At 63.1% G+C, this 23048-nt stretch carries 19 protein-coding genes; 8 read left to right on the top strand and 11 right to left on the bottom strand.

From position 1 onward, the window contains the following. Positions 1-67: 67 nt before the first annotated feature. Entirely contained in the window at positions 68-1393 is a 1326-nt protein-coding gene (locus ACIOVF_RS05095) for a DEAD/DEAH box helicase (protein WP_045193399.1), read from the bottom strand. Between the two features lie 144 nt (positions 1394-1537). Between ACIOVF_RS05095 and ACIOVF_RS05090 the strand changes: the two genes are divergently transcribed. Then, positions 1538-2839, top strand: a complete 1302-nt coding sequence (locus tag ACIOVF_RS05090; protein ID WP_258610041.1) for a mechanosensitive ion channel family protein — start codon at positions 1538-1540, stop codon at positions 2837-2839. Here the strand turns inward: ACIOVF_RS05090 and ACIOVF_RS05085 are convergent. From ACIOVF_RS05085 to ACIOVF_RS05075, 3 genes are all read right to left on the bottom strand, one after another. Continuing rightward, positions 2780-3658: a carboxylate/amino acid/amine transporter gene (locus ACIOVF_RS05085; RefSeq protein ID WP_045193401.1), complete on the bottom strand. Its 879-nt coding sequence runs from the start codon at positions 3656-3658 to the stop codon at positions 2780-2782. The two genes, ACIOVF_RS05090 and ACIOVF_RS05085, sit on opposite strands and share 60 nt — an antisense overlap. 178 nt (positions 3659-3836) lie before the next feature. Further along, complete coding sequence (locus ACIOVF_RS05080) at positions 3837-4436, bottom strand: FMN-dependent NADH-azoreductase (RefSeq protein WP_045193402.1); 600 nt, start codon at positions 4434-4436, stop codon at positions 3837-3839. Between the two features lie 109 nt (positions 4437-4545). Then, positions 4546-4860, bottom strand: coding sequence for a hypothetical protein (locus ACIOVF_RS05075; RefSeq protein WP_045193403.1), 315 nt, complete (start codon positions 4858-4860; stop codon positions 4546-4548). Positions 4861-4909: 49 nt separating this feature from the next. Here ACIOVF_RS05075 and ACIOVF_RS05070 point away from each other — a divergent pair, with 49 nt between their 5' ends. The 4 genes from ACIOVF_RS05070 (at position 4910) to ACIOVF_RS05055 (ending at position 9108) form a co-directional block, all read left to right on the top strand. Next, positions 4910-5833: a LysR family transcriptional regulator gene (locus tag ACIOVF_RS05070; RefSeq protein WP_045193404.1), complete on the top strand. Its 924-nt coding sequence runs from the start codon at positions 4910-4912 to the stop codon at positions 5831-5833. Between the two features lie 14 nt (positions 5834-5847). Beyond that, positions 5848-6660 carry an alpha/beta fold hydrolase gene (locus ACIOVF_RS05065; RefSeq protein WP_401287981.1) on the top strand — a complete coding sequence of 271 codons (813 nt, stop codon included), beginning with the start codon at positions 5848-5850 and terminating at the stop codon, positions 6658-6660. Next, a complete protein-coding gene (locus tag ACIOVF_RS05060; RefSeq protein WP_401287978.1) occupies positions 6654-7211 on the top strand; it encodes a peptidylprolyl isomerase in 558 nt (185 codons plus the stop codon). The genes ACIOVF_RS05065 and ACIOVF_RS05060 overlap by 7 nt, the downstream gene beginning before the upstream one ends. Positions 7212-7275: 64 nt before the next feature. Further along, positions 7276-9108, top strand: a complete 1833-nt coding sequence (locus tag ACIOVF_RS05055; protein ID WP_401287975.1) for an ABC transporter ATP-binding protein — start codon at positions 7276-7278, stop codon at positions 9106-9108. An 81-nt stretch (positions 9109-9189) separates the two neighbouring features. Here the strand turns inward: ACIOVF_RS05055 and ACIOVF_RS05050 are convergent, their stop codons facing one another. The 6 genes from ACIOVF_RS05050 to hrpA all read right to left on the bottom strand — a co-directional run bounded on the left by ACIOVF_RS05050 (position 9190) and on the right by hrpA (position 18090). Beyond that, positions 9190-10314: a GNAT family N-acetyltransferase gene (locus ACIOVF_RS05050; protein WP_401287972.1), complete on the bottom strand. Its 1125-nt coding sequence runs from the start codon at positions 10312-10314 to the stop codon at positions 9190-9192. Positions 10315-10398: 84 nt separating this feature from the next. Continuing rightward, positions 10399-11712, bottom strand: a complete 1314-nt coding sequence (locus ACIOVF_RS05045; protein ID WP_045193409.1) for an OprO/OprP family phosphate-selective porin — start codon at positions 11710-11712, stop codon at positions 10399-10401. Positions 11713-11910: 198 nt separating this feature from the next. Next, positions 11911-12141, bottom strand: coding sequence for an anti-sigma factor (locus ACIOVF_RS05040; RefSeq protein WP_045193410.1), 231 nt, complete (start codon positions 12139-12141; stop codon positions 11911-11913). Continuing rightward, complete coding sequence (locus ACIOVF_RS05035; protein ID WP_045193411.1) at positions 12135-12746, bottom strand: RNA polymerase sigma factor; 612 nt, start codon at positions 12744-12746, stop codon at positions 12135-12137. Before ACIOVF_RS05035 ends, ACIOVF_RS05040 begins: the two co-directional genes overlap by 7 nt. Before the next feature lie 111 nt (positions 12747-12857). Then, a complete protein-coding gene (locus ACIOVF_RS05030) occupies positions 12858-13979 on the bottom strand; it encodes a beta-ketoacyl-ACP synthase III (RefSeq protein ID WP_195883324.1) in 1122 nt (373 codons plus the stop codon). Positions 13980-14184: 205 nt separating this feature from the next. Continuing rightward, entirely contained in the window at positions 14185-18090 is a 3906-nt protein-coding gene (gene hrpA, locus ACIOVF_RS05025) for an ATP-dependent RNA helicase HrpA (protein WP_401287967.1), read from the bottom strand. 186 nt (positions 18091-18276) lie between these two features. On the opposite strand from hrpA, the gene ACIOVF_RS05020 reads away from it, so the two are divergent. From ACIOVF_RS05020 to ACIOVF_RS05010, 3 genes are all read left to right on the top strand, one after another. Continuing rightward, positions 18277-18441, top strand: coding sequence for a hypothetical protein (locus ACIOVF_RS05020; protein WP_177329126.1), 165 nt, complete (start codon positions 18277-18279; stop codon positions 18439-18441). Between the two features lie 96 nt (positions 18442-18537). Continuing rightward, positions 18538-19902 carry a glutamine synthetase family protein gene (locus tag ACIOVF_RS05015; protein ID WP_045193414.1) on the top strand — a complete coding sequence of 455 codons (1365 nt, stop codon included), beginning with the start codon at positions 18538-18540 and terminating at the stop codon, positions 19900-19902. Between the two features lie 29 nt (positions 19903-19931). Then, positions 19932-21239, top strand: coding sequence for an FAD-binding oxidoreductase (locus tag ACIOVF_RS05010; protein ID WP_045193415.1), 1308 nt, complete (start codon positions 19932-19934; stop codon positions 21237-21239). 84 nt (positions 21240-21323) lie between these two features. On the opposite strand, the gene fadD1 is transcribed toward ACIOVF_RS05010, so the two are convergent. Beyond that, positions 21324-23021 (bottom strand): long-chain-fatty-acid--CoA ligase FadD1, encoded by a 1698-nt coding sequence (fadD1, locus tag ACIOVF_RS05005; protein WP_401287964.1) that lies wholly within the window; start codon positions 23019-23021, stop codon positions 21324-21326. Between the last annotated feature and the right edge of the window lie 27 nt (positions 23022-23048).

Here is a 23048-nt window from a genome sequence, read left to right as displayed (position 1 = left end):
CGGGTCGCCGCACCGCCGCTCCCACAAGGGCTGCAAAGAACCTGTGGGAGGGCTATGAAGCCGGCGCTTACTCCGCAGCCGGCGCCGGCTTGCGGCGCTTGAGCGGTGCCAGGCCGTCGGCGCTGGCCAGCGGCGCGTTAGGCTTTGGCTTGGCTGTTGGCTTGCGCTTGGCCACGACCTTCTTGTCGCCTTTTTTATCGGTCTTTTTCTTTTTCACACCGGCCGCCTTGCCCGAGGCCTTGACCTTCTTCGGCCCGGTGTAGGTGCCTTTGACTTCCTTGATGACCCGGCGCTCGAAGGTCTGCTTCAGGTAGCGCTCGATGCTCGACATCAGGTTCCAGTCGCCGTGACAGATCAACGACACCGCCAGGCCTTCGTTACCGGCACGGCCGGTACGGCCGATGCGGTGCACGTATTCGTCGCCGCTGCGTGGCATGTCGAAGTTGATCACCAGGTCCAGGCCGTCGACGTCCAGGCCGCGGGCGGCGACGTCGGTGGCGACGAGAATCTTGGCGCCGCCCTGCTTCAAGCGTTCGATGGCCAGCTTGCGGTCTTTCTGGTCTTTGTCGCCGTGCAGGACGAAAGCCTTGTAGTCCTTGGCCACCAGGTGACCGTAGATGCGGTCGGCCATCACTCGGGTATTGGTGAAGATGATCGCCTTGTCGTAGGTCTCGTTCTCCAGCAGCCACTGCACGATCTGTTCTTTGTGCTGGTTGTGGTCAGCGGTGATGATCTGCTGGCGGGTGCCTTCGGCCAGCTGGCTGACGCTGTTGAGCATCAGGTGCTCAGGGGTTTTCAGCACCTTGCCGATCATGTCGCGCAGGCCGGCGCCGCCGGTGGTGGCGGAGAACAGCATGGTCTGTTCGCGGTTCGGGCATTCGTTGCACAGACGCTCGACGTCTTCGGCAAAGCCCATGTCGAGCATGCGGTCAGCTTCATCGAGCACGATGACCTGGACATGCTCCAGGTGCAGGTTGCCGGCATTGAGCTGCTCAAGCAGGCGGCCCGGGGTGCCGATCAGCACGTCCGGCACCTTGCGCAGCATCGCGGCCTGCTCCTTGAAGTCTTCGCCACCGGTGATCAGCCCGGCCTTGATGAAAGTGAACTGGGAGAAGCGCTCGACTTCCTTGAGGGTCTGCTGCGCCAGCTCGCGGGTCGGCAGCAGCACCAGGGCACGAATCTCGACGCGCTTCTGCTTGAGGTCAACCAGGCGGTTGAGCATTGGCAGGACGAAGGCTGCAGTCTTGCCGCTACCGGTTTGCGCCGTCACCCGCAGGTCACGCCCTTGCAACGCCAAAGGGATGGCCGCTGCCTGCACCGGCGTCGGCTCGACAAATTTCAGCTCGGCCACGGCTTTGAGCAGGCGTTCGTGCAGGGCGAATTGGGAAAACACGGGTGTACCTCGGGCATGTGCAAAAAATTCAGTTGCATAGGGTAACGTTTTCCGGCGTCGGAGCCGAATTTCTTTTGGCAACTTCTTGCCGATCCGCGCTCTAATGGCCTTGTTTTCGACTTGCGGACCCTTTACGACACCGTTATGGACATTCAACAGCTGTGGCAAAACACCCTGGACCTCTGGGGCACCCTCGATCAACACCCGCTACTGCACGCCGGTATCGGCCTGGGCGTATTGCTGGTGATCGCCCTGCTGCTCGGCCGCGTGGCGCGCTTTCTGGTGCTGCACGCCGCCCGTCTGCTTGGCCGCCAGCCAGCCCTGCACTGGGTCAATGACCTGCGCGAGAACAAAGTGTTCCAGCGCCTGGCCCAGACCACCCCGTCACTGGTGGTGCAGTTTGGCCTCAAACTGGTGCCGGAGCTGAGCGCCACCAGCCAGCATTTTCTTGGCAATGTCGCCCTGGCCTTCACCATCCTGTTCCTGACCCTGGCCCTGAGCGCCCTGCTCGACGCCCTGCTGGACATCTACGCGCGCACCGAGCACGCCCGTACCCGCTCGATCAAGGGTTACGTGCAACTGGCGAAGATGGTCCTGTTCGTGTTCGGCGCCATCGTCATCGTCGCCACCCTGATCGACCGCTCGCCGCTGTTGCTGCTCTCAGGTCTGGGTGCCATGTCGGCGGTCATCTTGCTGGTCTACAAGGACACCCTGCTGTCGTTCGTCGCCAGCGTGCAACTGACCAGCAACGATATGCTGCGGGTCGGCGACTGGATCGAGATGCCCCAGGTCGGCGCCGACGGCGATGTGGTCGACATCACCCTGCACACGGTCAAGGTGCAGAACTTCGACAAGACTATCGTCTCCATCCCCACCTGGCGCTTGATGTCCGAGTCGTTCAAGAACTGGCGCGGCATGCAGCAGTCGGGCGGGCGACGGATCAAGCGCAGCCTGTTCATCGATGCCGGCGGCGTGCGCTTCCTGCGCTCCGATGAGGAGCAGCGCCTGAGCGAAGTACGCCTGCTGACCGACTACATTGCCCGCAAGCGCAGTGAGCTCAGAGCCTGGAACGAGGCCCAGGGCAATGTCGCCGAACTGTCCGCCAACCGTCGCCGGATGACCAACATCGGCACCTTCCGTGCCTATGCCCTGGCCTACCTGAAGAGCCACCCGGAGATCCAGCCGAACATGACCTGCATGGTCCGCCAGATGCAGACCACCGCCCAGGGCGTGCCGCTGGAAATCTACTGCTTCACGCGCACCACGGCGTGGGCCGACTACGAGCGGATCCAGGGCGACATCTTCGACTACTTGCTGGCGGTGATGCCGGAGTTCGGCCTGAGCCTGTACCAGCAACCCAGCGGCAATGACCTGCGCGCCGGCCTGTTACCCTCGACCCTGCCCAGCCAGCAGCGGGCGCTGAGTGCCGAGACGACTGAGCCATAGCGACGCGAGGATCACCGCCCCGCCGATGAACAACCGGCCGAGCGGCTCGTGCTGGTTCCAGATCAGCAAATTGAGCAGCAAGCCGACCGGCACGTGCAGGTTGTTCATCACCGCCAGGGTGCCGCCGGAAACCAGGCAGGCACCCTTGTTCCACCAGTACAAGCCCAGTGCCGTCGGGCACAGCCCCAAAAACAGCAGCACCAGCCATTGCACCTCGGTGCTCGGCAGGTGCTGGCTGTTGCCAAACAGCAAAAAGGCCGGCAGCACCACCAGCAAGGCGCCCAGGTAGAAGTAACCGAAACGCCGGTAATGCGGCAGGTCGCTGGGGTTGCGCGCGATCAGGTGACGGTACAGCACCTGCCCGGCGGCATAGGTGAAGTTAGCCAGTTGCAGCAGCAAGAAGCCGATGAAAAAGTCCGGGCTGATGCTGTCGAAGCGAATCACCGCCGCGCCGGCAACCGCCACCAGCGCCGCCACCAACGCCCAGGGGTTGAAGCGCCGGTTCAGGGCATCCTCGATCAGGGTCACGTGCAAGGGCGTGAGAATGGTGAACAGCAGCACCTCCGGCACCGTCAGCACGCGGAAGCTCAGGTACAGGCAGACATAGGTGATGCCGTACTGCAGCGCACCGATCAGCAGCATCGAACGCATGAAGCGCGCTTCGACCTGGCGCCAGCGGGTCAGCGGCAGGAACACCAGGCCGGCCAGCAGCACCCGCGCCAGCACGGCGAAATAGCTGTCGACATGCCCGGCCAGGTACTCGCCGATCAGGCTGAAGGAAAACGCCTGGATCAGCGCGACGATCAATAAATAGCCCATGTTGGCCCCTTGCTGTGGAGGCGGCGACCTTAACGGTTAGCGGCTAGCCCGGCAATAGTCGCTGGCAAGGCCGGCTAGCACGGCAAACCGCATAAAAAAGCCCGGTCACGCGCAAGGCAGACCGGGCAGGTACACCCAAAGGAGCAACAGGTGTCAGGCGGGAAATTTCATTGCCGGCTTAGGCCACGGCGGCAAGCTGCGCCTTGGCCTGGTTCAGGCCCTTCTCGTGGAAATCACCGCCCATGTTCAGGCCTTCGGCGTGGATGAAGGTCACGTCATGGATACCGATGAAGGCCATGACCTGGCGCAGGTAAGGTTCCTGGTGATCGCTGCTGGCGCCGGCATGGATGCCGCCGCGAGCGGTAAGGATGTAGGCGCGCTTGCCGGTCAGCAGGCCCTGGGGCCCGGTTTCGGTGTACTTGAAGGTGATGCCGGCGCGCAGTACGTGGTCCAGCCAGGCCTTGAGGGTGCTGGGGATGGTGAAGTTGTACATCGGCGCGGCCAGCACCAGCACATCGGCGGCCAGCACTTCATCGGTGAGCTCGTTGGAGCGTGCCAGGGCCTCTAGCTCTTCGGCATTGCGCTGGGTTTCGGGCTTCATCCAGCCGCCGAGCAGGTTGCCATCCAGGTGCGGCACCGGGTTGACGGCCAGGTCGCGCAGGGTCACCTGGTCGGCTGGGTGGGCGGCTTGCCACTGGCTGACGAAGTCGCGGGTCAGTTGCCGGGAGATCGAGTCCTGCTGGCGGGCGCTGCTTTCGATGACGAGTACACGGGACATGGGGCTTGCCTCCATCGGCGAGTTCGGTAAGTCGATGGAGGCAAGATTAATGATTGACCTATCGATAAAAAAGCGTAAAAACTGGGTCCAACCTATCAGTTAAATTGTTTTATTTCGGCTTGCAGTCCAAGGTGATGCGCAGCTTGATGATTTCCCGGTTGAACTTGGCAGTGGCGTCGACGCTTTTTTTCGCCGGCACATTCACCCGGCGTACCCGTGGCGCTTCCGGGCCATTGCGGAAAGTCACCTTGCACTGGGCATCGACGTCGCCATAGTTGTTGACGCTGATCGAACCGATGTCACGGTCGGTGTCGTAGGTGGTGTAGTCGACCTTGACGCCGTCGATGTCTTTTTTCACGTCGATGGGATAGGCCAGGGCCGTGAGCGGAAGCAGGGCCAGCAATACAGCACAACATTTCTTCATACGACGCTCTCCATGAAAGAGCGCCAGCTTAGGACAACAGGAGCCGAAGATGAAAGCGCCGCGCGTAACCCTGGATCAGTGGCGGACCCTGCAGGCGGTGGTCGATCACGGCGGTTTTGCCCAGGCCGCCGAGGCCCTGCACCGTTCGCAATCCTCGGTGAGCTATACCGTGGCGCGCATGCAGGACCAGCTCGGCGTACCGCTGCTGCGTATCGACGGGCGCAAGGCGGTGCTGACCGAGGCCGGCAACGTGCTGCTGCGCCGCTCGCGGCAACTGGTCAAGCAGGCCAGCCAGCTTGAAGACCTGGCCCATCACATGGAACAGGGCTGGGAAGCCGAAGTGCGCCTGGTGGTCGATGCCGCCTACCCCAATGCCCGCCTGGTCCGCGCCTTGAGCGCGTTCATGCCGCAAAGCCGTGGCTGCCGGGTGCGCCTGCGCGAAGAGGTGCTGTCCGGGGTCGAAGAGGTGCTGCATGAAGGCATTGCGGACCTTGCCATCAGCGGCTTCAACATTTCCGGCTACCTGGGCACCGAACTGAGTTCGGTCGAATTCGTCGCCGTCGCCCACCCCGAACACAGCCTGCACCGCTTGAACCGGGAACTGAGCTTCCAGGACCTGGAAAGCCAGCTGCAGGTGGTGATTCGCGATTCAGGCCGCGCCCAGCCACGCGATGTCGGCTGGCTGGGCGCCGAACAGCGCTGGACGGTCGGCAGCCTGGCCACCGCCGCCACTTTCGTCAGCAGCGGCCTGGGCTTTGCCTGGCTGCCGCGGCACCTGATCGAACGCGAGCTGCGTGAAGGCCTGCTCAAGCCTTTACCACTGGATCAGGGTGGCAGTCGCCACCCACTGTTCTACCTTTACTCGAACAAGGACAAACCCCTGGGCCCGGCAACGCAGATCCTCGTCGAGTTGCTGCGCAATTTCGACACCGCACCGCTGGATGTGCCCTTCGCCGCGCCCGCCCAAGCCTGACAGGAATCACGCCGATGGCCTACTTCGAACATGAAGGTTGCTCGCTACACTACGAGGAATACGGCCAGGGCGAGCCGCTGGTGCTGTTGCATGGCCTGGGCTCCAGTTGCCAGGACTGGGAAATGCAGGTGCCGGACCTGGCTCGCCACTACCACGTGATCCTCATGGACATCCGTGGCCATGGCCGCTCCGACAAGCCACGCGAGCGCTATAGCATCGCCAGCTTCAGCGCCGACCTGCTGGCCCTGCTCGAGCGGTTGCAGACCGGCCCCGTGCACCTGGTCGGGCTGTCCATGGGCGGCATGGTCGGCTTTCAGTTTGCCGTCGATCATCCCCAGTGGCTGCGCAGCCTGTGCATCGTCAACAGCGCCCCGGAGGTCAAGCGCCGCAGCCGCAGTGACTGGATCTGGTGGGCCAAGCGCTGGGCCCTGGCCCGCGTGCTGAGCCTTGAAACCATCGGCAAGGGCCTGGCCGAGCGGTTGTTCCCCAAGCCGCAGCAGGCCGATTTACGCCGCAAGATGGCCGAGCGCTGGGCAAAGAACGACAAACGCGCCTACCTGGCCAGTTTCGACGCCATAGTCGGCTGGGGCGTGGCGCAACGCCTGGGGCAGATTCGCTGTCCTACCCTGGTCATCAGCGCCGACCAGGATTACACCCCGGTACAACTTAAAGAGCGCTACGTTGCGCTGATTCCACAGGCACGGCTGGCGGTTATCGAAGATTCCCGGCACGCTACACCCCTGGATCAACCTCACGTCTTCAATCAGACGCTGCTGCAGTTCCTGGCGGCGTCCACCACCTCTCAAGGATCATTGAGCCCATGCTGAAAAAACTCCTGCTCGCCACCTGCTCGGTCGTTTTCGCCACCAGCCTGATGGCCGCCGAAAAAGCACCTCATGTACTGCTCGATACCAGCTTCGGAAAGATCGAAATCGAACTGAACGAAACCAAGGCGCCGATCAGCAGCAAGAACTTCCTGCAGTACGTGGACAGCGGTTTCTACAACAACACCGTGTTCCACCGGGTGATCCCGGGCTTCATGGTCCAGGGCGGTGGCTTCACCGAGCAGATGGTGCAAAAGCCCACCAAGGACCCGATCCGCAACGAAGCCAGCAATGGCCTGCAGAACGTCCGTGGCACGCTGTCGATGGCGCGCACCTCCGACCCGAACTCGGCCACCAGCCAGTTCTTCATCAACGTCGCCGACAATGCCTTCCTCGACCCGGGCCGCGACCGCGGATACGCGGTGTTCGGCAAGGTCGTCAAAGGCATGGAAGTGGTCGACCAGATCGTCAACTCGCCCACCACAGTGAAAAAAGGCATGCGCGATGTGCCGGTCGACCCGGTATTCATCAAGTCGGCCAAACGCATCGACTGACCTTGGGCTTCACAGGGACGTGAACCGGGCCCGCGGGTCGAACTGAACAGGAGTTACCGTTTTCATGCTGTTTCGCCGCTTCGAAAAACTGATCGACATTTTCCGTGAGGCGCCCACTGCGGCGCCGCCGACCACGGTGTGGCCGTTCTACGTGTACTACCTGCGCCAGGTCTGGCCGAGCTTTGCCGCCCTGTTGGTGGTCGGCCTGATCGGTGCGCTGATCGAAGTGGCGCTGTTCAGCTACCTGAGCCGGATCATCGACCTGGCCCAGGGCACGCCGAACGTCAACTTTTTCAGCGAGCACGGCGGCGAGCTGACGTGGATGCTGGTGGTGGCGCTGTTGCTGCGCCCGGTGTTCGTCGGCCTGCACGACCTGCTGGTGCACCAGACCATCAGCCCGGGCATGACCAGCATGATCCGCTGGCAAAACCACACCTACGTGCTCAAGCAGAGCCTGAACTTCTTCCAGAGCGATTTTGCCGGGCGCATCGCCCAGCGCATCATGCAGACCGGCAACTCGTTGCGCGACTCTGCGGTGCAAGCGGTGGACGCGCTATGGCACGTGCTGATCTACGCGATCAGCTCGCTGGTGCTGTTTGCCGAGGCCGACTGGCGGCTGATGCTGCCGCTGATCACCTGGATCGCCTGCTACATCGGCGCGCTCTACTACTTCGTGCCACGGGTCAAGGCCCGTGCGGTGATCTCCTCCGATGCCCGCTCCAAGCTCATGGGCCGCATCGTCGATGGCTACACCAACATCGCCACCCTGAAACTCTTCGCCCATACCGACTTCGAGCAGCAGTACGCCCGCGAAGCGATCAGCGAACAAACCGAAAAAACCCAGCTGGCCGCCCGCGTGGTCACCAGCATGGACGTGGTCATCACCAGCCTCAACGGCCTGCTGATCGTCAGCACCACGGGCCTGGCCCTGTGGCTGTGGACCCAGTCGCTGATCACCGTCGGCGCCATCGCCCTGGCCACCGGCCTGGTGATCCGCATCGTCAACATGTCGGGCTGGATCATGTGGGTGGTCAACGGCATCTTCGAGAACATCGGCATGGTCCAGGACGGCCTGCAGACCATCGCCCAGCCGGTCAGCGTCAACGACTCGCCTAGCGCGCCCAAGCTCAAGGTCGAACGCGGCGGGGTCAAGTTCGACAACGTCAGCTTTCACTATGGCAAGGGCAGCCGCATCATCGATGGCCTCAACCTGGACATCCGCCCCGGCGAGAAGATCGGCCTGATCGGCCCGTCCGGCGCCGGCAAGTCGACCCTGGTCAACCTGCTGCTGCGCCTTTACGACCTGGAAAGCGGGCGCATCCTCATCGATGGCCAGGACATCGCCCAGGTGACCCAGGCCAGCCTGCGCGCACAAATCGGTATGATCACCCAGGACACCTCACTGCTGCACCGCTCGATCCGCGAAAACCTGCTCTATGGCCGGCCCGATGCCACTGAAGAAGAGCTGTGGGAAGCGGTGCGCCGGGCACGGGCTGACGAGTTCATCCCGCAGCTGTCCGACGCTCAGGGCCGGACCGGCTTCGATGCCCATGTCGGTGAGCGCGGGGTCAAGCTTTCCGGCGGCCAGCGCCAGCGCATCGCCATAGCCCGGGTGCTGCTCAAGAATGCGCCGATCCTGATCATGGACGAGGCCACCTCAGCGCTGGACTCGGAAGTCGAAGCGGCAATCCAGGAAAGCCTGGAAACCCTGATGCAAGGCAAGACCGTGATTGCCATTGCCCACCGGCTGTCGACCATTGCCCGCATGGACCGCCTGGTGGTGCTGGAAAAAGGCCGGATTGCCGAGATGGGCAGCCACTCGGAGTTGCTGGCGCATCAGGGCCTGTATGCGCGGTTGTGGCACCACCAGACGGGGGGGTTTGTCGGGATCGACTGAACACCGTGGTGTCTTCATCGCTGGCAAGCCAGCTCCCACACAGGACCAGTGTGGGAGCGGGCTTGACCCGCGATGAGGCCCTCAACCTTGCCGATAAGGCAACGCCAAACGCGCTTCCTGGGCATAAGCCAACACGCCTGCCCGCTCCTGCTCAAGGAACTCCTCCACCGCCCGGCGCAAGCCCGGGTGCAGCAGATAGTGCCAGGAGCGGGTGATCACCGGCTCAAAGCCGCGAATCAACTTGTGCTCGCCCTGCGCACCGGCATCAAAGCGCTGCAAACCCTCGGCAATCGCCCAATCCATGCCCTGGTAGAAACAGGTCTCGAAGTGCAGCCGGTCGAACTCGTCCAGGCAGCCCCAATAACGGCCATACAGGCTGTCGCCACCGACCAGGCTGAAGGCCATGGCCACATCACGCCCGCTCTGGCGCGCCATCACCACGCGTATTGACTCAGGCATACGCTCGGCCAGCAGGCTGAAGAATTCCCGGGTCAGATACGGCGCACGGCGGCGTACAGCATAGGTATTGGCATAACAGGCGAAGACGAAATCCCACTGCGCCTCACTCAGCGCTTCGCCGCGAAACCAGCGAAACTCGATACCCTGCCCCGCCACCTGCTCGCGCTCCTTGCGCATTTGCTTGCGCTTGCGTGAACTCAAGGTATCGAGAAAATCCTGGAAGTCGCGGTAGCCCTGGTTACGCCAGTGAAACTGGCATCCCAGGCGCTCCATCCAGCCGTCACGCTCGCGCATCAGCGCATCCGCCTGCGCATCGGTGAAGTTGATATGGGCGCCGGACATCCCCTGCTCGAACAGTTCATCGGTCAGTTGATCCACCAACTCGGCCGCCGCCTGCGGGTCGCCCAGCAGCCGTGGGCCGGTCACCGGCGAGAACGGCACGGCACACAGCAGCTTGGGGTAGTAGGCAATACCCGCCCGCTCACAGGCATCGGCCCAGCCGTGGTCGAACACGTACTCGCCGAACGAATGGGTCTTCACGTAAGCCGGCAAGGCCGCTCGCAGTTGCCCGGCGCTGTCGGTCAGCAACTGGTGCGCGGGGCTCCAGCCGGTACGACGGCTGACACTGCCGCTGTCCTCCAGGCTGCACAGGAATGCATGGCGCAGGAACGGCTGGTCCCCCGGCACCAGGGCGTCCCAGGTGGCAGGCGTGAGTTCGGCTAGGTGTTGCAGGATGAGCTTGGGCATTGGCGCAGTCTGCCTCGTCGCGCAGACGAAAAAAAGCCCCGCGCAAGCGGGGCTGAAGATCTAACGGATGAGGAGCGGTGTTGCTTAGAACACGTACTGCGCGCGCATTACGAAACCGTCGCCGCTGTCGTCGCCGGCAGCGTTCTGGGCGTTGTCGACCTTGGCCTTGACGTACACGCCGCTGAGTTTGATCGACTCGTTGGCATACCAGTTCAGGCCGACGTTGTGGACCTTGCCTTCGACATCATCGATGTTGGCAAAGGCGCCGTTGTCGTCATCGACGCTCAGGTGGTCATAGCGGTAGAACACTTCCCAGGCACCGATCTGCTTGTTCGAAGGCTTGATGCTGTCGAACTTGCCGAGCTTGTAGCCACGGGCTTCACCGGTGATGGTGTAGGCCAGCTGGCCGTAGTAGCCGTCTGCCTTGATGTCGGAGAACGAGGCGCTGTCGGCCTGGACGTCACGCTTGACGTATTCGCCCTGTACCGAAAACGGGCCCATGGCCCATGCCGCTTCCAGGCCCCAGGCCTTGTCGGTGTCGTAGGCACCGGCCGGGGTGTTGTTGGCGCCGCCCAGGGTCAGGCGGTTGCCGTTGCTGCCGGCATCCTGGCCACCGTCGGTGCTGACGCCGCGCATGCCCAGGCGGCTGCGGATACGACCATCGAAGGCGGTGTCGGAGAGGTCACGCTGGGCGTAGTTGATACCGAAGTGCAGGACATTGCCGGCTTCGTGCATCGGCGCGAAGACGCCGCGCAGGTTGAACTGCTTGGTGCTGTCGCCGTCCTTGTCCTGGTTGGTGGCGTCCTTGGCGAAGGCACCGACCGAGCCGTACAGCGAGTCACCGACGGTACCCGAAGCCTGGATACCCAGGCCGCCGTTGTGGGCGTTGGTCCAGTCGACCAGGTCATAGGCGGCAGTACGTTCCTGCGCGGTCACCCACTTGGAGCTGGTGGCTTTTTCCAGGCCGAACTCGGGGTCGAAACGACCAACCTTGATCGATACCGGGCTGAAGCCGTTGTAGGCCAGGGACGCTTCATCGAAGTAGCCGTCTTCGGAACGGTTGTCACCGCCGGAGTTGTGCGAGAAGTCGTAGGCGATCTGGTAGGCCCAGTCCTTGTACATCACGCCGCCCAGTTCCAGGTAGGCGCGGCGGAAGTAACCGGCGTCGGCGGTATTGCCGTTGTTGGTGTAGAAACCGTCGAAACGGCTGTAGTCAGCCTGGATCCGACCGCCCAGCTTGAAGCTGAATTCCTTGTCGGTGGTAGCGACCTCGAGGCCACCCTTGGTCTTGACTACGATATCGGCGCCGTCGGTGGTCACGGTACCCGCGAAAGCCTGGGCGGTAACGGCCATGGCCAAGGCGCTGGCTACGAAACCTGCGAAGTGCTTACGGATCATCGAAGAAGCTCCCCTACTTTATGGTCTTGATAATGTTGGAAAAACACGCGGCTCAGGCCACTTGTGCTGGGGAGGAATCTTGGCGGGGGTGTATGTCAGATCAGTGGCTTTTAGATAAATGTTTTGTGACAGGGGAACTTTTTTACTTCGAAATGAAATAAGCCGGAAAGCTCCGTTGCAGAGCTTCCCGAGCCGGATTCAGGAGTTTTTCAGCTCGCGCGCCAGACGCTCAGCCAATGCCTCGCTGTCACCCGCCGACTGCTCCGGCAAGGCCCGTACCGTGGCCTGGGCCACGCGCATCTGCTTGAGAAAGCGCCGGCAATGGCGACAGAACAACAAGTGCTGACGGACCATCAGGCGCTCGCCCAGGGTCAGTTGTCCGTCGAGATAGTCGCTGGAGCGGGCGACGAGTTCCTTGCAGCTCAGCATTGACCGGTTTCCTCGAAATGTTCCAGAGTGGCAAAGACCTTCAGGCGCGCGCGGTGCAGCAACACGCGGACATTGGAGAGGGAAATCTCGAGAAGATTACAGATCTGCTCCAGCTCCAGGCCCTGGCGCTCGCGTAGCACCAGCACACTGCATTGCAGTTCCGACAGGCTGAGCAAGGTGTGCTCAAGGCATTCACGCATCTGCTCGCGGCTGAGCAGGGCTTCCGGGGTGTCCTCATGCCAGGCCGAAGGCCCTTGCAGCCAGTGGCCGTCGGTAGCAAAGCGCTCATCGCCAATGGTGCCATGCGGGCCTGGCAGGTCATCGAGAAGCACTTCGCGACGATTTTGCTTGTAGCGGGTCTTGGCCGCGTTGGCGGTAATGGTCAGCAGCCAGGTTTTCAGGCTCGAGCGCTGCTCGAACCCCTTGAGGTTGCGCACCACCGCCAGCCAGGCGTCCTGTACCGCTTCGTCGGCATGCCGGCTGCCGACAATCGCATAGGCCACTGCGCGCATGGCGCCCTGATAGCTGTCGACCAGTTCCTTGAACGCCTGTTGCTCACCCTTGAGCAGCCGCTCCAGCAAGCGGGTTTGTTGTTCAGCAGTCATCGCCATCCATCCATCGTTCTGCGGGTAGAGTCCGATTAGGCGGATTTGTTACAGCCAACGCTATCAGTGAAGTGTCGCAACAACGTGGGACACTTCACCGGTAGTTGCAGCTCAACGCTTGCGCAGGATCACGCTACCGATCGAATAGCCGGCCCCGAACGAGCTGAGCACGCCCAGGGCGCCCTGTGGCAGGTCGTCCTGATGCTTGTGCAGGGCGATTACCGAGCCTGCCGAGCTGGTGTTGGCGTAGCTGTCGAGGATGACCGGTGCCTCTTCTTCGAGGGCGTCACGACCAAGCAGTTTCTTCACGATCAGGTGGTTCATGCTCAGGTTGGCCTGGTGCAGCCAGAAGCGCTTGACGTCGCTGACATTGAGGTTGTTCTCGGTCAGGTGCTGGCCGATCAGCTCGGCGACCATCGGGCAGACCTCGCGGAACACCTTGCGGCCTTCCTGGACGAACAGCTTGTCGGGGGCGCCAATGCCCTCTTCGGCTGCGCGGTTGAGGAAGCCGAAGTTGTTGCGGATGTTGTTCGAGAACTGGGTCAGCAGTTTGGTGCTGACGATGTCGAACTGGTGCCTGGAGGTGGCCAGGTCGGCGCGCTCCACCAACACGGCGGTGGCGGCATCACCAAAGATGAAATGGCTGTCGCGGTCACGGAAGTTCAGGTGGCCGGTGCAGATTTCCGGGCTGATCACCAGCACTGCGCGGGCCTGGCCCAACTGTACGCTGTTGCAGGCAGTCTGAATGCCGAAGGTGGCCGACGAGCAGGCTACGTTCATGTCGAAACCAAAGCCGTTGATGCCCAGCGCCTGCTGCACTTCGATGGCAATCGCCGGGTACGGGCGCTGCAGGTTGGAACAGGCAACGATCACCGCATCGACGTCGGCGGCAGTACGCCCGGCGCGTTGCAGGGCCTGCTCGGCGGCGGCCACGGCCATCTGGCAGAGGATCGACGGTTCGTCGTTGGAGCGCTCGGGCAGGCGCGGCTTCATGCGCTGCGGATCGAGGATGCCGTCCTTGTCCATGACGAAGCGGCTCTTGATACCCGAGGCTTTTTCGATGAAGGCGGCGCTGGACTCGGCCAGGGCCTGGACTTCACCGCGCTCGATGGCGGCGGCGTTGTCGCGGTTGAACTGCTGCACGTAGGTATTGAAGGACTCCACCAGCTCTTCGTTGGAAATGCTGTTGGCCGGGGTGTACAGGCCGGTGCCGCTGATGACGACGTTATGCACGGTCGTTCCTCTGTTCGGGGCCATTGCCAGCCCGGCAACGGCCTGTTCGGTCGGTTTGAGTTGGCACCAAAGTACCAACTTTGACTGGCAATGCCCCCAGCTTGCGGGCCACTGCGCAGTGCTGCATGCGTGAGCCGCGCAGGCCCGGCAGGTTATTCCGGGATGCGCGGCGTATATCGGTCAAGTGTGCCACAACTGCAGGGGTTTAGGCTTCCACCTGACTCCACTGCTTGCTCAGTCGTTTGTCGGAAACCGGGACCTTGGTGCCCAACTGCTGGGCGAACAACGACACCCGGTATTCCTCTAGCCACCAGCGATACAGCTGCAGCTGCTCGTCGCGCTTGCCTTCCTGCAGGTGCTTGTCCAGGCGGGTCTGGTACTGGCTCCAGAGGTTGCCCAGCTCGCCGCTCCAGACCCGGTCCTTCTGCACCTGGGCGCCAAGCTTCTCAAGACGCAGCTCGATGGCCTTGAGGTAGCGCGGCAGCTCCTTGAGCCACAGCCCCGGGGTTTCGCGGACAAAGCCGGGGTAGACCAGGTTGCGCAGTTGCTGCTTGATGTCGTTGAGGGCCACGGCCTGGGCCAGGTCGATCTTGCCCTTGAAGCGCTTTTGCAGGCCATGCCAGAGCTTGAGGATTTCCAGGGTCAGGCGAGCCAGACGCTCGGCGTGCTCGGCCCAGCTGCCGCGCTTGCGCTCGGCCAGCGAGGCCAGGCCGGCGCCATCGCGTGGCAGGGTAGCCTCGCCTTCAAGGATGCAACTGTCGAGGCTGGCCAGCAGAATGTCCTCGACCAGCGCCTCGACCCGACCCAGCTCGCGGTACAGCAAGCCCAGCTCGGTCAGCCCCGGCAGCTTGCCGCGCAAAAACTTGGCCGGCTCCGCCAGTTGTTGCAGCAGCAGGCGCTGCAAGGCTCGGCGGTGCTGGAACTCGGCTTCAGCCTGGGTCGAGAAGCGCCCTTCCTTGACCGTGCCGTTTTCTTCCACCAGCGCCGGATAGACCGTCATCGACAGCCCGGCAAACTTTTGTTGCGCAGTCTCGGCCACCTGGGTGAAGGCCTTGGCCTGCACCGGCTGCTGGCTTTGCGCGGTTTGCGGGACTGCCAGCGCGGCCTGGCTGGCCGCGGCAAAGCGCGCGGTCAGCTCGGCCAGGTCACGGCCTTCACCGAGGAACTTGCCCTGGCCATCGACCACTTCCAGGTTCATCTTCAGGTGGCTGTCGACCTGGGCCGCAGCTTCGGCCCAGGCTTCGTCGCTGACCCGCGCACCGGTCATGCGCAGCAACTCGCGGCCGAGCGCCTGGGGCAACGAACCTTCAGCGAAGCTCATGCGCTGCAGGGCGGCCTTGACGAAGTCCGGCACCGGCACGAAGTTCTTGCGCAAGGCCTTGGGCAGGTTGCGCACCAGGGCAATGCACTTGGCTTCCAGCAGGCCCGGTACCAGCCACTCCAGGCGTTCGCCCGGCAGGCTCGGCAGCAGCGGCGCCGGCACCCGCACGGTGACGCCGTCGCGCGGATGGTTTGGCTCGAAGTGGTAACTCAGGGCCAGGCTCAGGTCGCCCAGGCGCAGGGTGTCCGGGTACTGCGCGGCGGTGACTTCACTGGCCTCGCGGGCCAGCACGTCTTCCTCGCGCATGATCAGCAACTGCGGGTCTTTCTGGCTGTTGACCCGGTACCAGCTGTCGAAGGTTGCGGTCTGGTGGATCTCGGCCGGCAGGCGCGCCTCATAGAAGCCGTACAGGGTTTCTTCATCGGCGAGGATATCGCGCCGGCGGGCCTTGGCTTCGAGCTCATCGAGCTGCTCAAGCAAGCGCCGGTTGGCGGTCAGGCACCTGGCCTTGGACTGGATCTCGCCGCCGACCAGGGCCTCGCGGATAAACAGCTCGCGGGACATTACCGGGTCGACCGGGCCGTAATGCACCGGGCGCCGGCCAACCACGATCAGGCCATAGAGGGTGACCTGCTCGAAGGCCACCACCTGGCCGCGCTTCTTCTCCCAGTGCGGTTCAAAGTGGTTCTTCTTGATCAGGTGCCCGGCCAGCGGCTCGATCCAGTCCGAATCGATCTTGGCCACCATGCGCGCGTAGAGCTTGGTGGTTTCCACCAGCTCGGCGGTCATCAGCCATTGCGGACGCTTCTTGCCCAGGCCGGACGAGGGGTGCACCCAGAAGCGCCGTTGGCGGGCGCCGAGGTAGTCACCGTCTTCGCTCTTCTGGCCGATCTGGCTGAGCAGACCGCAGAGGATCGCCTTGTGCAGGCGCGGGTAGTCGGCAGGCTCTTTATTGATGCTCAACTGCAGGTCGCGGCAAATCAGGCTGAGCTGACGGTGAGCATCGCGCCATTCGCGCAGGCGCAGGTAGTTGAGGAAATTCTTCCGGCACCAGTTGCGCAGCGGGCTGGCGGTCAGAGCCTGGCGTTGCTCTTCAAAGCCACGCCACAGGTTGACCAGCGCGGCGAAGTCGGAGTCGGCGTCTTTCCATTGCGCATGGGCCTGGTCCGCCGCTTGCTGGCGCTCCGGCGGCCGCTCGCGCGGGTCTTGCACCGACAGCGCACTGGCGACGATCAACAGCTCATTGAGGCTGCCCTGCTTGGCGCCTTCGAGCAGCATGCGGCCCAGCCGCGGGTCCACCGGCAGGCGCGCCAACTGGCGGCCCAGGGGCGTGAGCTGGTTCTCGCGGTTGACCGCCGAGAGCTCCTGCAACAGGTTGAAGCCGTCGCTGATGGCCTTGCCGTCCGGCGGCTCGATGAACGGGAAGGCGTCAATATCGCCCAGGCGCAGGTGCAGCATCTGCAGGATGACTGCCGCCAGGTTGGTACGCAGGATTTCAGGGTCGGTAAAGGCCGGCCGCGCATTGAAGTCTTCTTCGCTGTACAGGCGCACGCAGATGCCCGGCTCGACCCGCCCGCAGCGGCCCTTGCGCTGGTTGGCGCTGGCCTGGGACACCGCTTCGATCGGCAGGCGCTGAACTTTGGCCCGGTAGCTGTAGCGGCTGATGCGCGCGGTGCCGCTATCGATCACATAGCGGATGCCCGGCACCGTCAGCGAGGTTTCGGCAACGTTGGTGGCCAGCACCACGCGCCGCCCCGGATGGGACTGGAAAATCTTCTGCTGCTCGGCCGGCGACAGGCGCGCGTACAGCGGCAGGATTTCGGTGTGGCGCAACTGCGCCTTGCGCAGCATCTCGGCAGCGTCGCGAATCTCGCGCTCGCCGGGCAGGAACACCAGCACATCGCCCGGGCCCTTGCCCTGGCTGCGCTCAAAGGCGGCAATCTCGTCGAGGGTGGCGAGGATCGCCTGGTCGACGGTGAGGTCGTCCTCGACGCGGTTGCCCTCCTCGTCCTGCTCGCGGGTTACCGGCCGGTACCAGGTTTCCACCGGGTAGGTGCGGCCCGACACCTCGATGATCGGCGCATCGTTGAAATGCTTGGAGAAGCGCTCAAGGTCGATGGTCGCCGAGGTGATAATGACCTTGAGATCGGGGCGACGCGGCAGCAGGGTCTTGAGGTAACCGAGCAGAAAATCGATATTAAGGCTGCGCTCGTGGGCTTCGTCGACAATGATGGTGTCGTAGCGCTCGAGAAAGCGGTCGTGCTGGGTTTCGGCCAGCAGGATACCGTCGGTCATCAGCTTGACCAGGGTATTGGCGTCGCTCTGGTCTTCGAAGCGCACCTGGTAGCCGACCAGCGCCCCCAGCGGCGTACCGAGTTCTTCGGCGACCCGGGTGGCAACGCTGCGCGCGGCAATCCGCCGAGGCTGGGTATGGGCGATCAGGCCGTGCTGGCCGCGGCCCAGTTCCAGGCAGATCTTCGGCAGCTGGGTGGTTTTGCCCGAGCCGGTTTCGCCGGCGATGATCAGCACCTGATGCTCGGCCAGAACCTTCTTGATCTCGTCACGCTTGGCTGCAATCGGCAGGCTGTCGTCGTAACGGATGCTCGGCACGCTGGCCTTGCGCGCGGTGACCTGGGCGCAGGAGGCCTGGACCTTGTCGACCCATTGCGCAAGCCTGGCCTCATCCGGGCGCTTGCGCAGCTCGTGCAACTGCCGGCGCAGACGGTGGCGCTCGGCAATCATGGCGTGGTCGAGGTTTTTCAGCAGTTGATCAATCGCGTGGTCAGTCATGGGGGCTTTTTAGTCGTGCAGGTGAGCCTGCTTTTGCATGATCGGCTTTTCAAGGGCTGCGATTGTCGCAGATTTGCCGACGCTCGGCACGGTTGCGGGCGGGCGGACGATTGTTTAGCCGCGGCTTATCTGAAGTTACCCAAAGGCTGATTTAATGAACCTTCCCCGGCATGGGAGTATCCAGGCATGACTTCGTCTACCGGTTTGCCCCGCCTGCTGCTGCGCCCTTCGTTCCCGAAGGTGCGGGCGCGCTCTGGGGAAAATCCGCTGGTGCACATCATTCTCGCCTTCTGGGCTTTGTGGCACTGCCGCCATGCCCGCCCACCGGACGCCCGCCTCGCTCTGCAGTGAACCGTGCGGCCAGCTTCTGGCCGACCTTCCTTGTCGAAGACTGCCGCCTGACCGGCTAGACAGTCCTGTGCGCCTGAGGGCGCGAGCGAGCACACCATGCACTTTGCCCCTATCGAGCAGGCCCGAACGTTCCTGTCTGAAAACCCCGATATCGAGATGATCGAGCTGTTCATCCTCGACGCCAACGGCGTACCACGCGGCAAGCTGCTGCACCGCGAAGAGCTGCTGGCGGTGTACGAAAGCGGACGGCCATTGCCCAGCACCATCCTCGGTTTGACCCTCAACGGCGACGATGTGGAAAACTCAGGCCTGGTCTGGGATGTCGGCGATATCGATTGCCGCGCCTACCCGCTGGAAAACAGCCTGGTGCGCCTGCCGTGGCGGCAGATTCCCACCGCTGCGGTGCAAGTCAGCATGCACCCCAGCGAAGGCCTGCCGGCGACTGTCGCCGACCCGCGCCACCTGCTGGTCAAGGTCATCGATGCGCTCAAGGCCGACGGTTACTACCCGGTGATGGCCTGCGAGCTGGAGTTCTATCTGCTCGACCAGCAACGTGACAGCCACGGCCGCCCGCAACCGGCCCTGGACCGCGACGGCGGGCGCCCGCGTGGCACTCAGGTCTACGGCCTGCGTGAGCTGGAGCAGATCGAGCCGTTTCTCGCCGACCTCTACGCGGCCTGCAAGGCCCAGGGCATTCCAGCGCGCACGGCGATTTCCGAATACGCCCCGGGCCAGGTGGAAATCACCCTCGAGCATGGCGATGCGCTGCTGGCCATGGACCAGGCGGTGCGCTACAAGCGCCTGGTCAAGGGCGTGGCGCACAAGCACGGGATGCAGGCCTGCTTCATGGCCAAGCCGTTCGATCACCTGGCCGGCACCGGCATGCACATGCACGTGAGCCTGGCCGATGCCCAGGGCAACAACCTGTACGCCAGCGAAGACAAGGCCGGTACACCGCTGCTGCGCCAATCGGTGGCCGGCATGCTCACGCTGCTGCTCGATTCGCTGCTGCTGTTCTGCCCCAACGCCAACTCCTACCGCCGCTTCCAGGCCAACAGCTATGCGCCGCTGGCGCCGACCTGGGGCGTCGACAACCGTACCGTCAGCCTGCGCGTGCCCGGCGGCCCGGCCAACAGCCGGCACATCGAGCACCGCATCTGCGGCGCCGATGCCAACCCTTACCTGGCCGCAGCAGCGATTCTCGCCAGCCTGCATCACGGCATCCGCCAGCAACTGGACCCGGGCGCGCCGGTCGAGGGCAATGGCTACGCCCAGGCCAGCGAACTGCTACCCACCGACTGGCTGACCTCGTTGACTGCGCTTGAGCGTTCAAGCTGGGCCCGCGAAGCCCTGGGCGCCGAGTTCCTCGGCGTGTACCTGGCGGTCAAGCGCGCCGAGTACCGCCAGTTCATGGCCGAAGTCGGCGAACAGGACTGGCGCTGGTACCTGAGCCAGGCCTGACCCTTTATTTTTGCACCAAGGATTTTGTTATGAATGCAGCCGTAAACGCCGGCCCTGCCCAACGCAGCGCCTCGTACTACACCGCCAGCCTCAACGACACCACCCAGTACCCGACCCTCAAGGGCACGGTGAAAGTCGACGTGGCAATCATTGGCGGCGGCTTTACCGGGGTGGCCAGCGCCGTGGAGCTGGCCGAGCGCGGCCTGAAAGTCGCCATCGTTGAAACCAACCGCATCGGCTGGGGCGCCAGCGGGCGCAACGGCGGCCAGGTCACCGGCAGCCTCTCGGGCGATGAAGCGATGCGCAAACAGATGCGCGACAAGCTCGGCGATGACGTCGATGATTTTATCTGGCACCTGCGCTGGCGCGGCCACCAGATCATCGAGCAAAGGGTCGAGCGCTACGGCATCGACTGCGACCTCAAGCGCGGCCACCTACACGCGGCGATGAAAGACTCGCACATGGGCGAGCTGCGCGCCTTCGCTGCCGAGGCCGAGCGTCGCGGCATGGGCGACCAGGTCGAGCTGCTGGGCCAGAACGCCATGCGCGAACACCTGCAAAGCCCGCTGTACCTGGGGGCCTTGAAGAACCGGCGCAACCTGCACCTGCACCCGCTCAACCTGTGCCTGGGCGAAGCCCGCGCCGCACACAGCCTGGGCGCACTGATCTTCGAGAACTCCGAAGTGCTGGACATCATCCATGGCGAGCAGCCGGCGGTGGTGACGGCCCACGGCCGGGTCGAGGCCAAGCAGATTCTGTTGGCCGGCGACGTCTATCACAAACTGGAAAAACGCCAGCTCAAGGGCAAGATCTTCCCGGCGATGGGCGGTATCGTCACCACCGCGCCGCTCGGTGAGCTGGCCGCGCAGATCAACCCGCAGGATCTTGCGGTGTACGACTGCCGCTTCGTCCTCGACTACTACCGGCTGACCGCCGATGGCCGCCTGCTGTTCGGCGGTGGCGCCAACTATTCCGGGCGCGATTCACGGGATATCGCCGGCGAACTGCGGCCGTGCATCGAGCGCACCTTTCCGGCGCTCAAGGGCGTGCCGATCGAGTTCCAGTGGAGTTGCGCAATGGGCATCGTGGTCAACCGCATTCCGCAGCTGGGCAAGCTCTCGGACAACGTCTGGTACTGTCAGGGCTATTCCGGGCACGGCATCGCCACCAGCCATATCATGGGCGAGATCATGGCCGAAGCACTGACCGGGACGCTGGAGAAATTCGATACCTTTGCCGGCTGCAAACACATCAAGGTGCCGATGGGCGATGTGCTGGGCAATCCGTTACTGGCGGCGGGGATGTGGTATTACCAGATGCTTGAAAAACTGCGCTGAAAGCATCGCTGGCAAGCCAGCTCCCACAGGATCGATGGTGGGAGCTGGCTTGCCAGCGATCGAGCGCGAAGCGCTCGCCTTGACTCAGGCGATCTTCTTCAGGCCCAGCTTCTTCAGTTCTTCATCACGCAGTTCACGGCGCAGGATCTTGCCGACGTTGGTGGTCGGCAGCGCATCGCGGAACTCGATGAAACGCGGCACCTTGTAGCCGGTGACGTTTGCACGCATGTGCTCCATCACCTGCTCCTTGGTCACGGTCATGCCCGGCTTGACCACGATGAAGATCTTGATCACTTCACCGGATTTTTCATCCGGCACACCGATGGCCGCGCACTGCAGCACGCCTGGCAACGCCGCCAGCACGTCCTCAAGCTCATTCGGATAGACGTTGAAACCGGAGACCAGGATCATGTCTTTCTTACGATCGACGATGCGCATGTAGCCGTCGGTCTGGATCAGGGCGATGTCACCGGTCTTCAGCCAGCCGTCACTGTCGAGGATCTCGTTGGTGGCGTCTTCGCGCTGCCAGTAGCCCTTCATTACCTGCGGCCCTTTCACGCACAGCTCGCCGACTTCGCCCAGGGCCAGTTCAACACCGGCGTCGTCGATGATCTTGCACAGGGTCGAGGGCACCGGAATGCCGATGGTGCCAATCTGGTTCTGCTCGGCCGGGTTGACCGCCGCCACCGGGCTGGTCTCGGTCATGCCGTAACCTTCGCAGATGGCGCAGCCGGTGATTGCCTTCCAGCGCTCGGCGACGCTCATCTGCAGGGCCATGCCGCCCGACAGGGTGATCTTCAGGCCAGAGAAATCCAGCTTGCGGAAGTTCTCGTTGTTGCACAGGGCAACGAACAAGGTATTGAGGCCGACAAAGCCGCTGAACTTCCACTTGCCCAGTTCCTTGACCATCGCCGGCAAGTCGCGCGGGTTGCTGATCAGAATGTTGTGGCTACCGATCAGCATCATTGCCATGCAATGAAAGGTGAAGGCATAGATGTGATACAGCGGCAACGGCGTGATAAGGATCTCGCAACCTTCATTGAGGTCCGAGCCCATCAGCGCCCGGCATTGCAGCATGTTGGCCACCAGGTTGCGGTGGGTCAGCATCGCGCCCTTGGCCACCCCGGTAGTGCCACCGGTGTACTGCAATACGGCGACGTCATGGCGGTCTGGATTGGCTTCCTGAAAGGTTTGGCCACGGCCTTTGTTCAAGGCGTCGTTGAACTTGACCGCCTTGGGCAGGTTGTACGCCGGGACCATTTTCTTCACGTACTTGATCACGCTGTTGATCAACAGGCGTTTAACCGGTGGCAAGAGGTCGGCCACTTCGGTGACAATAACGTGTTTGACCTGGGTCTTGGGCACTACCTTTTCGGCCAGGTGCGCCATGTTTGCCAGGCAGACCAGCGCCTTGGCGCCGGAATCATTGAACTGGTGTTCCAATTCCCGCGCGGTATACAACGGGTTGGTGTTGACCACGATCAGGCCCGCACGCAGGGCACCGAACACGGCAACGGGGTATTGCAGAACGTTGGGCAGCTGCACGGCAATACGATCACCCGGCTGCAGGTCGGTATGCTGTTGCAGGTAAGCGGCAAACGCCCCTGACAGCTCATACAACTCGCCGTATGTAATGGTTTTGCCCAGGTTGCTAAAGGCCGGTTTATCGGCAAAGCGTTGGCAAGACTGCTTCAATACCGCCTGAATATTCGGATACTCATCAGGATTGATTTGCGAGGCAATCCCGGCTGGGTACTTATCCTTCCAAAAATTTTCGATCATGGAAGCCCACTCCTCCAGCAACAGCGA

Origin of the sequence: Pseudomonas sp. NPDC087612 (assembly GCF_044743505.1) — a bacterium.
In the GTDB taxonomy this organism is placed as follows: Bacteria; Pseudomonadota; Gammaproteobacteria; order Pseudomonadales; family Pseudomonadaceae; genus Aquipseudomonas.
This window is presented reverse-complemented; position numbering and strand designations above follow the sequence as displayed.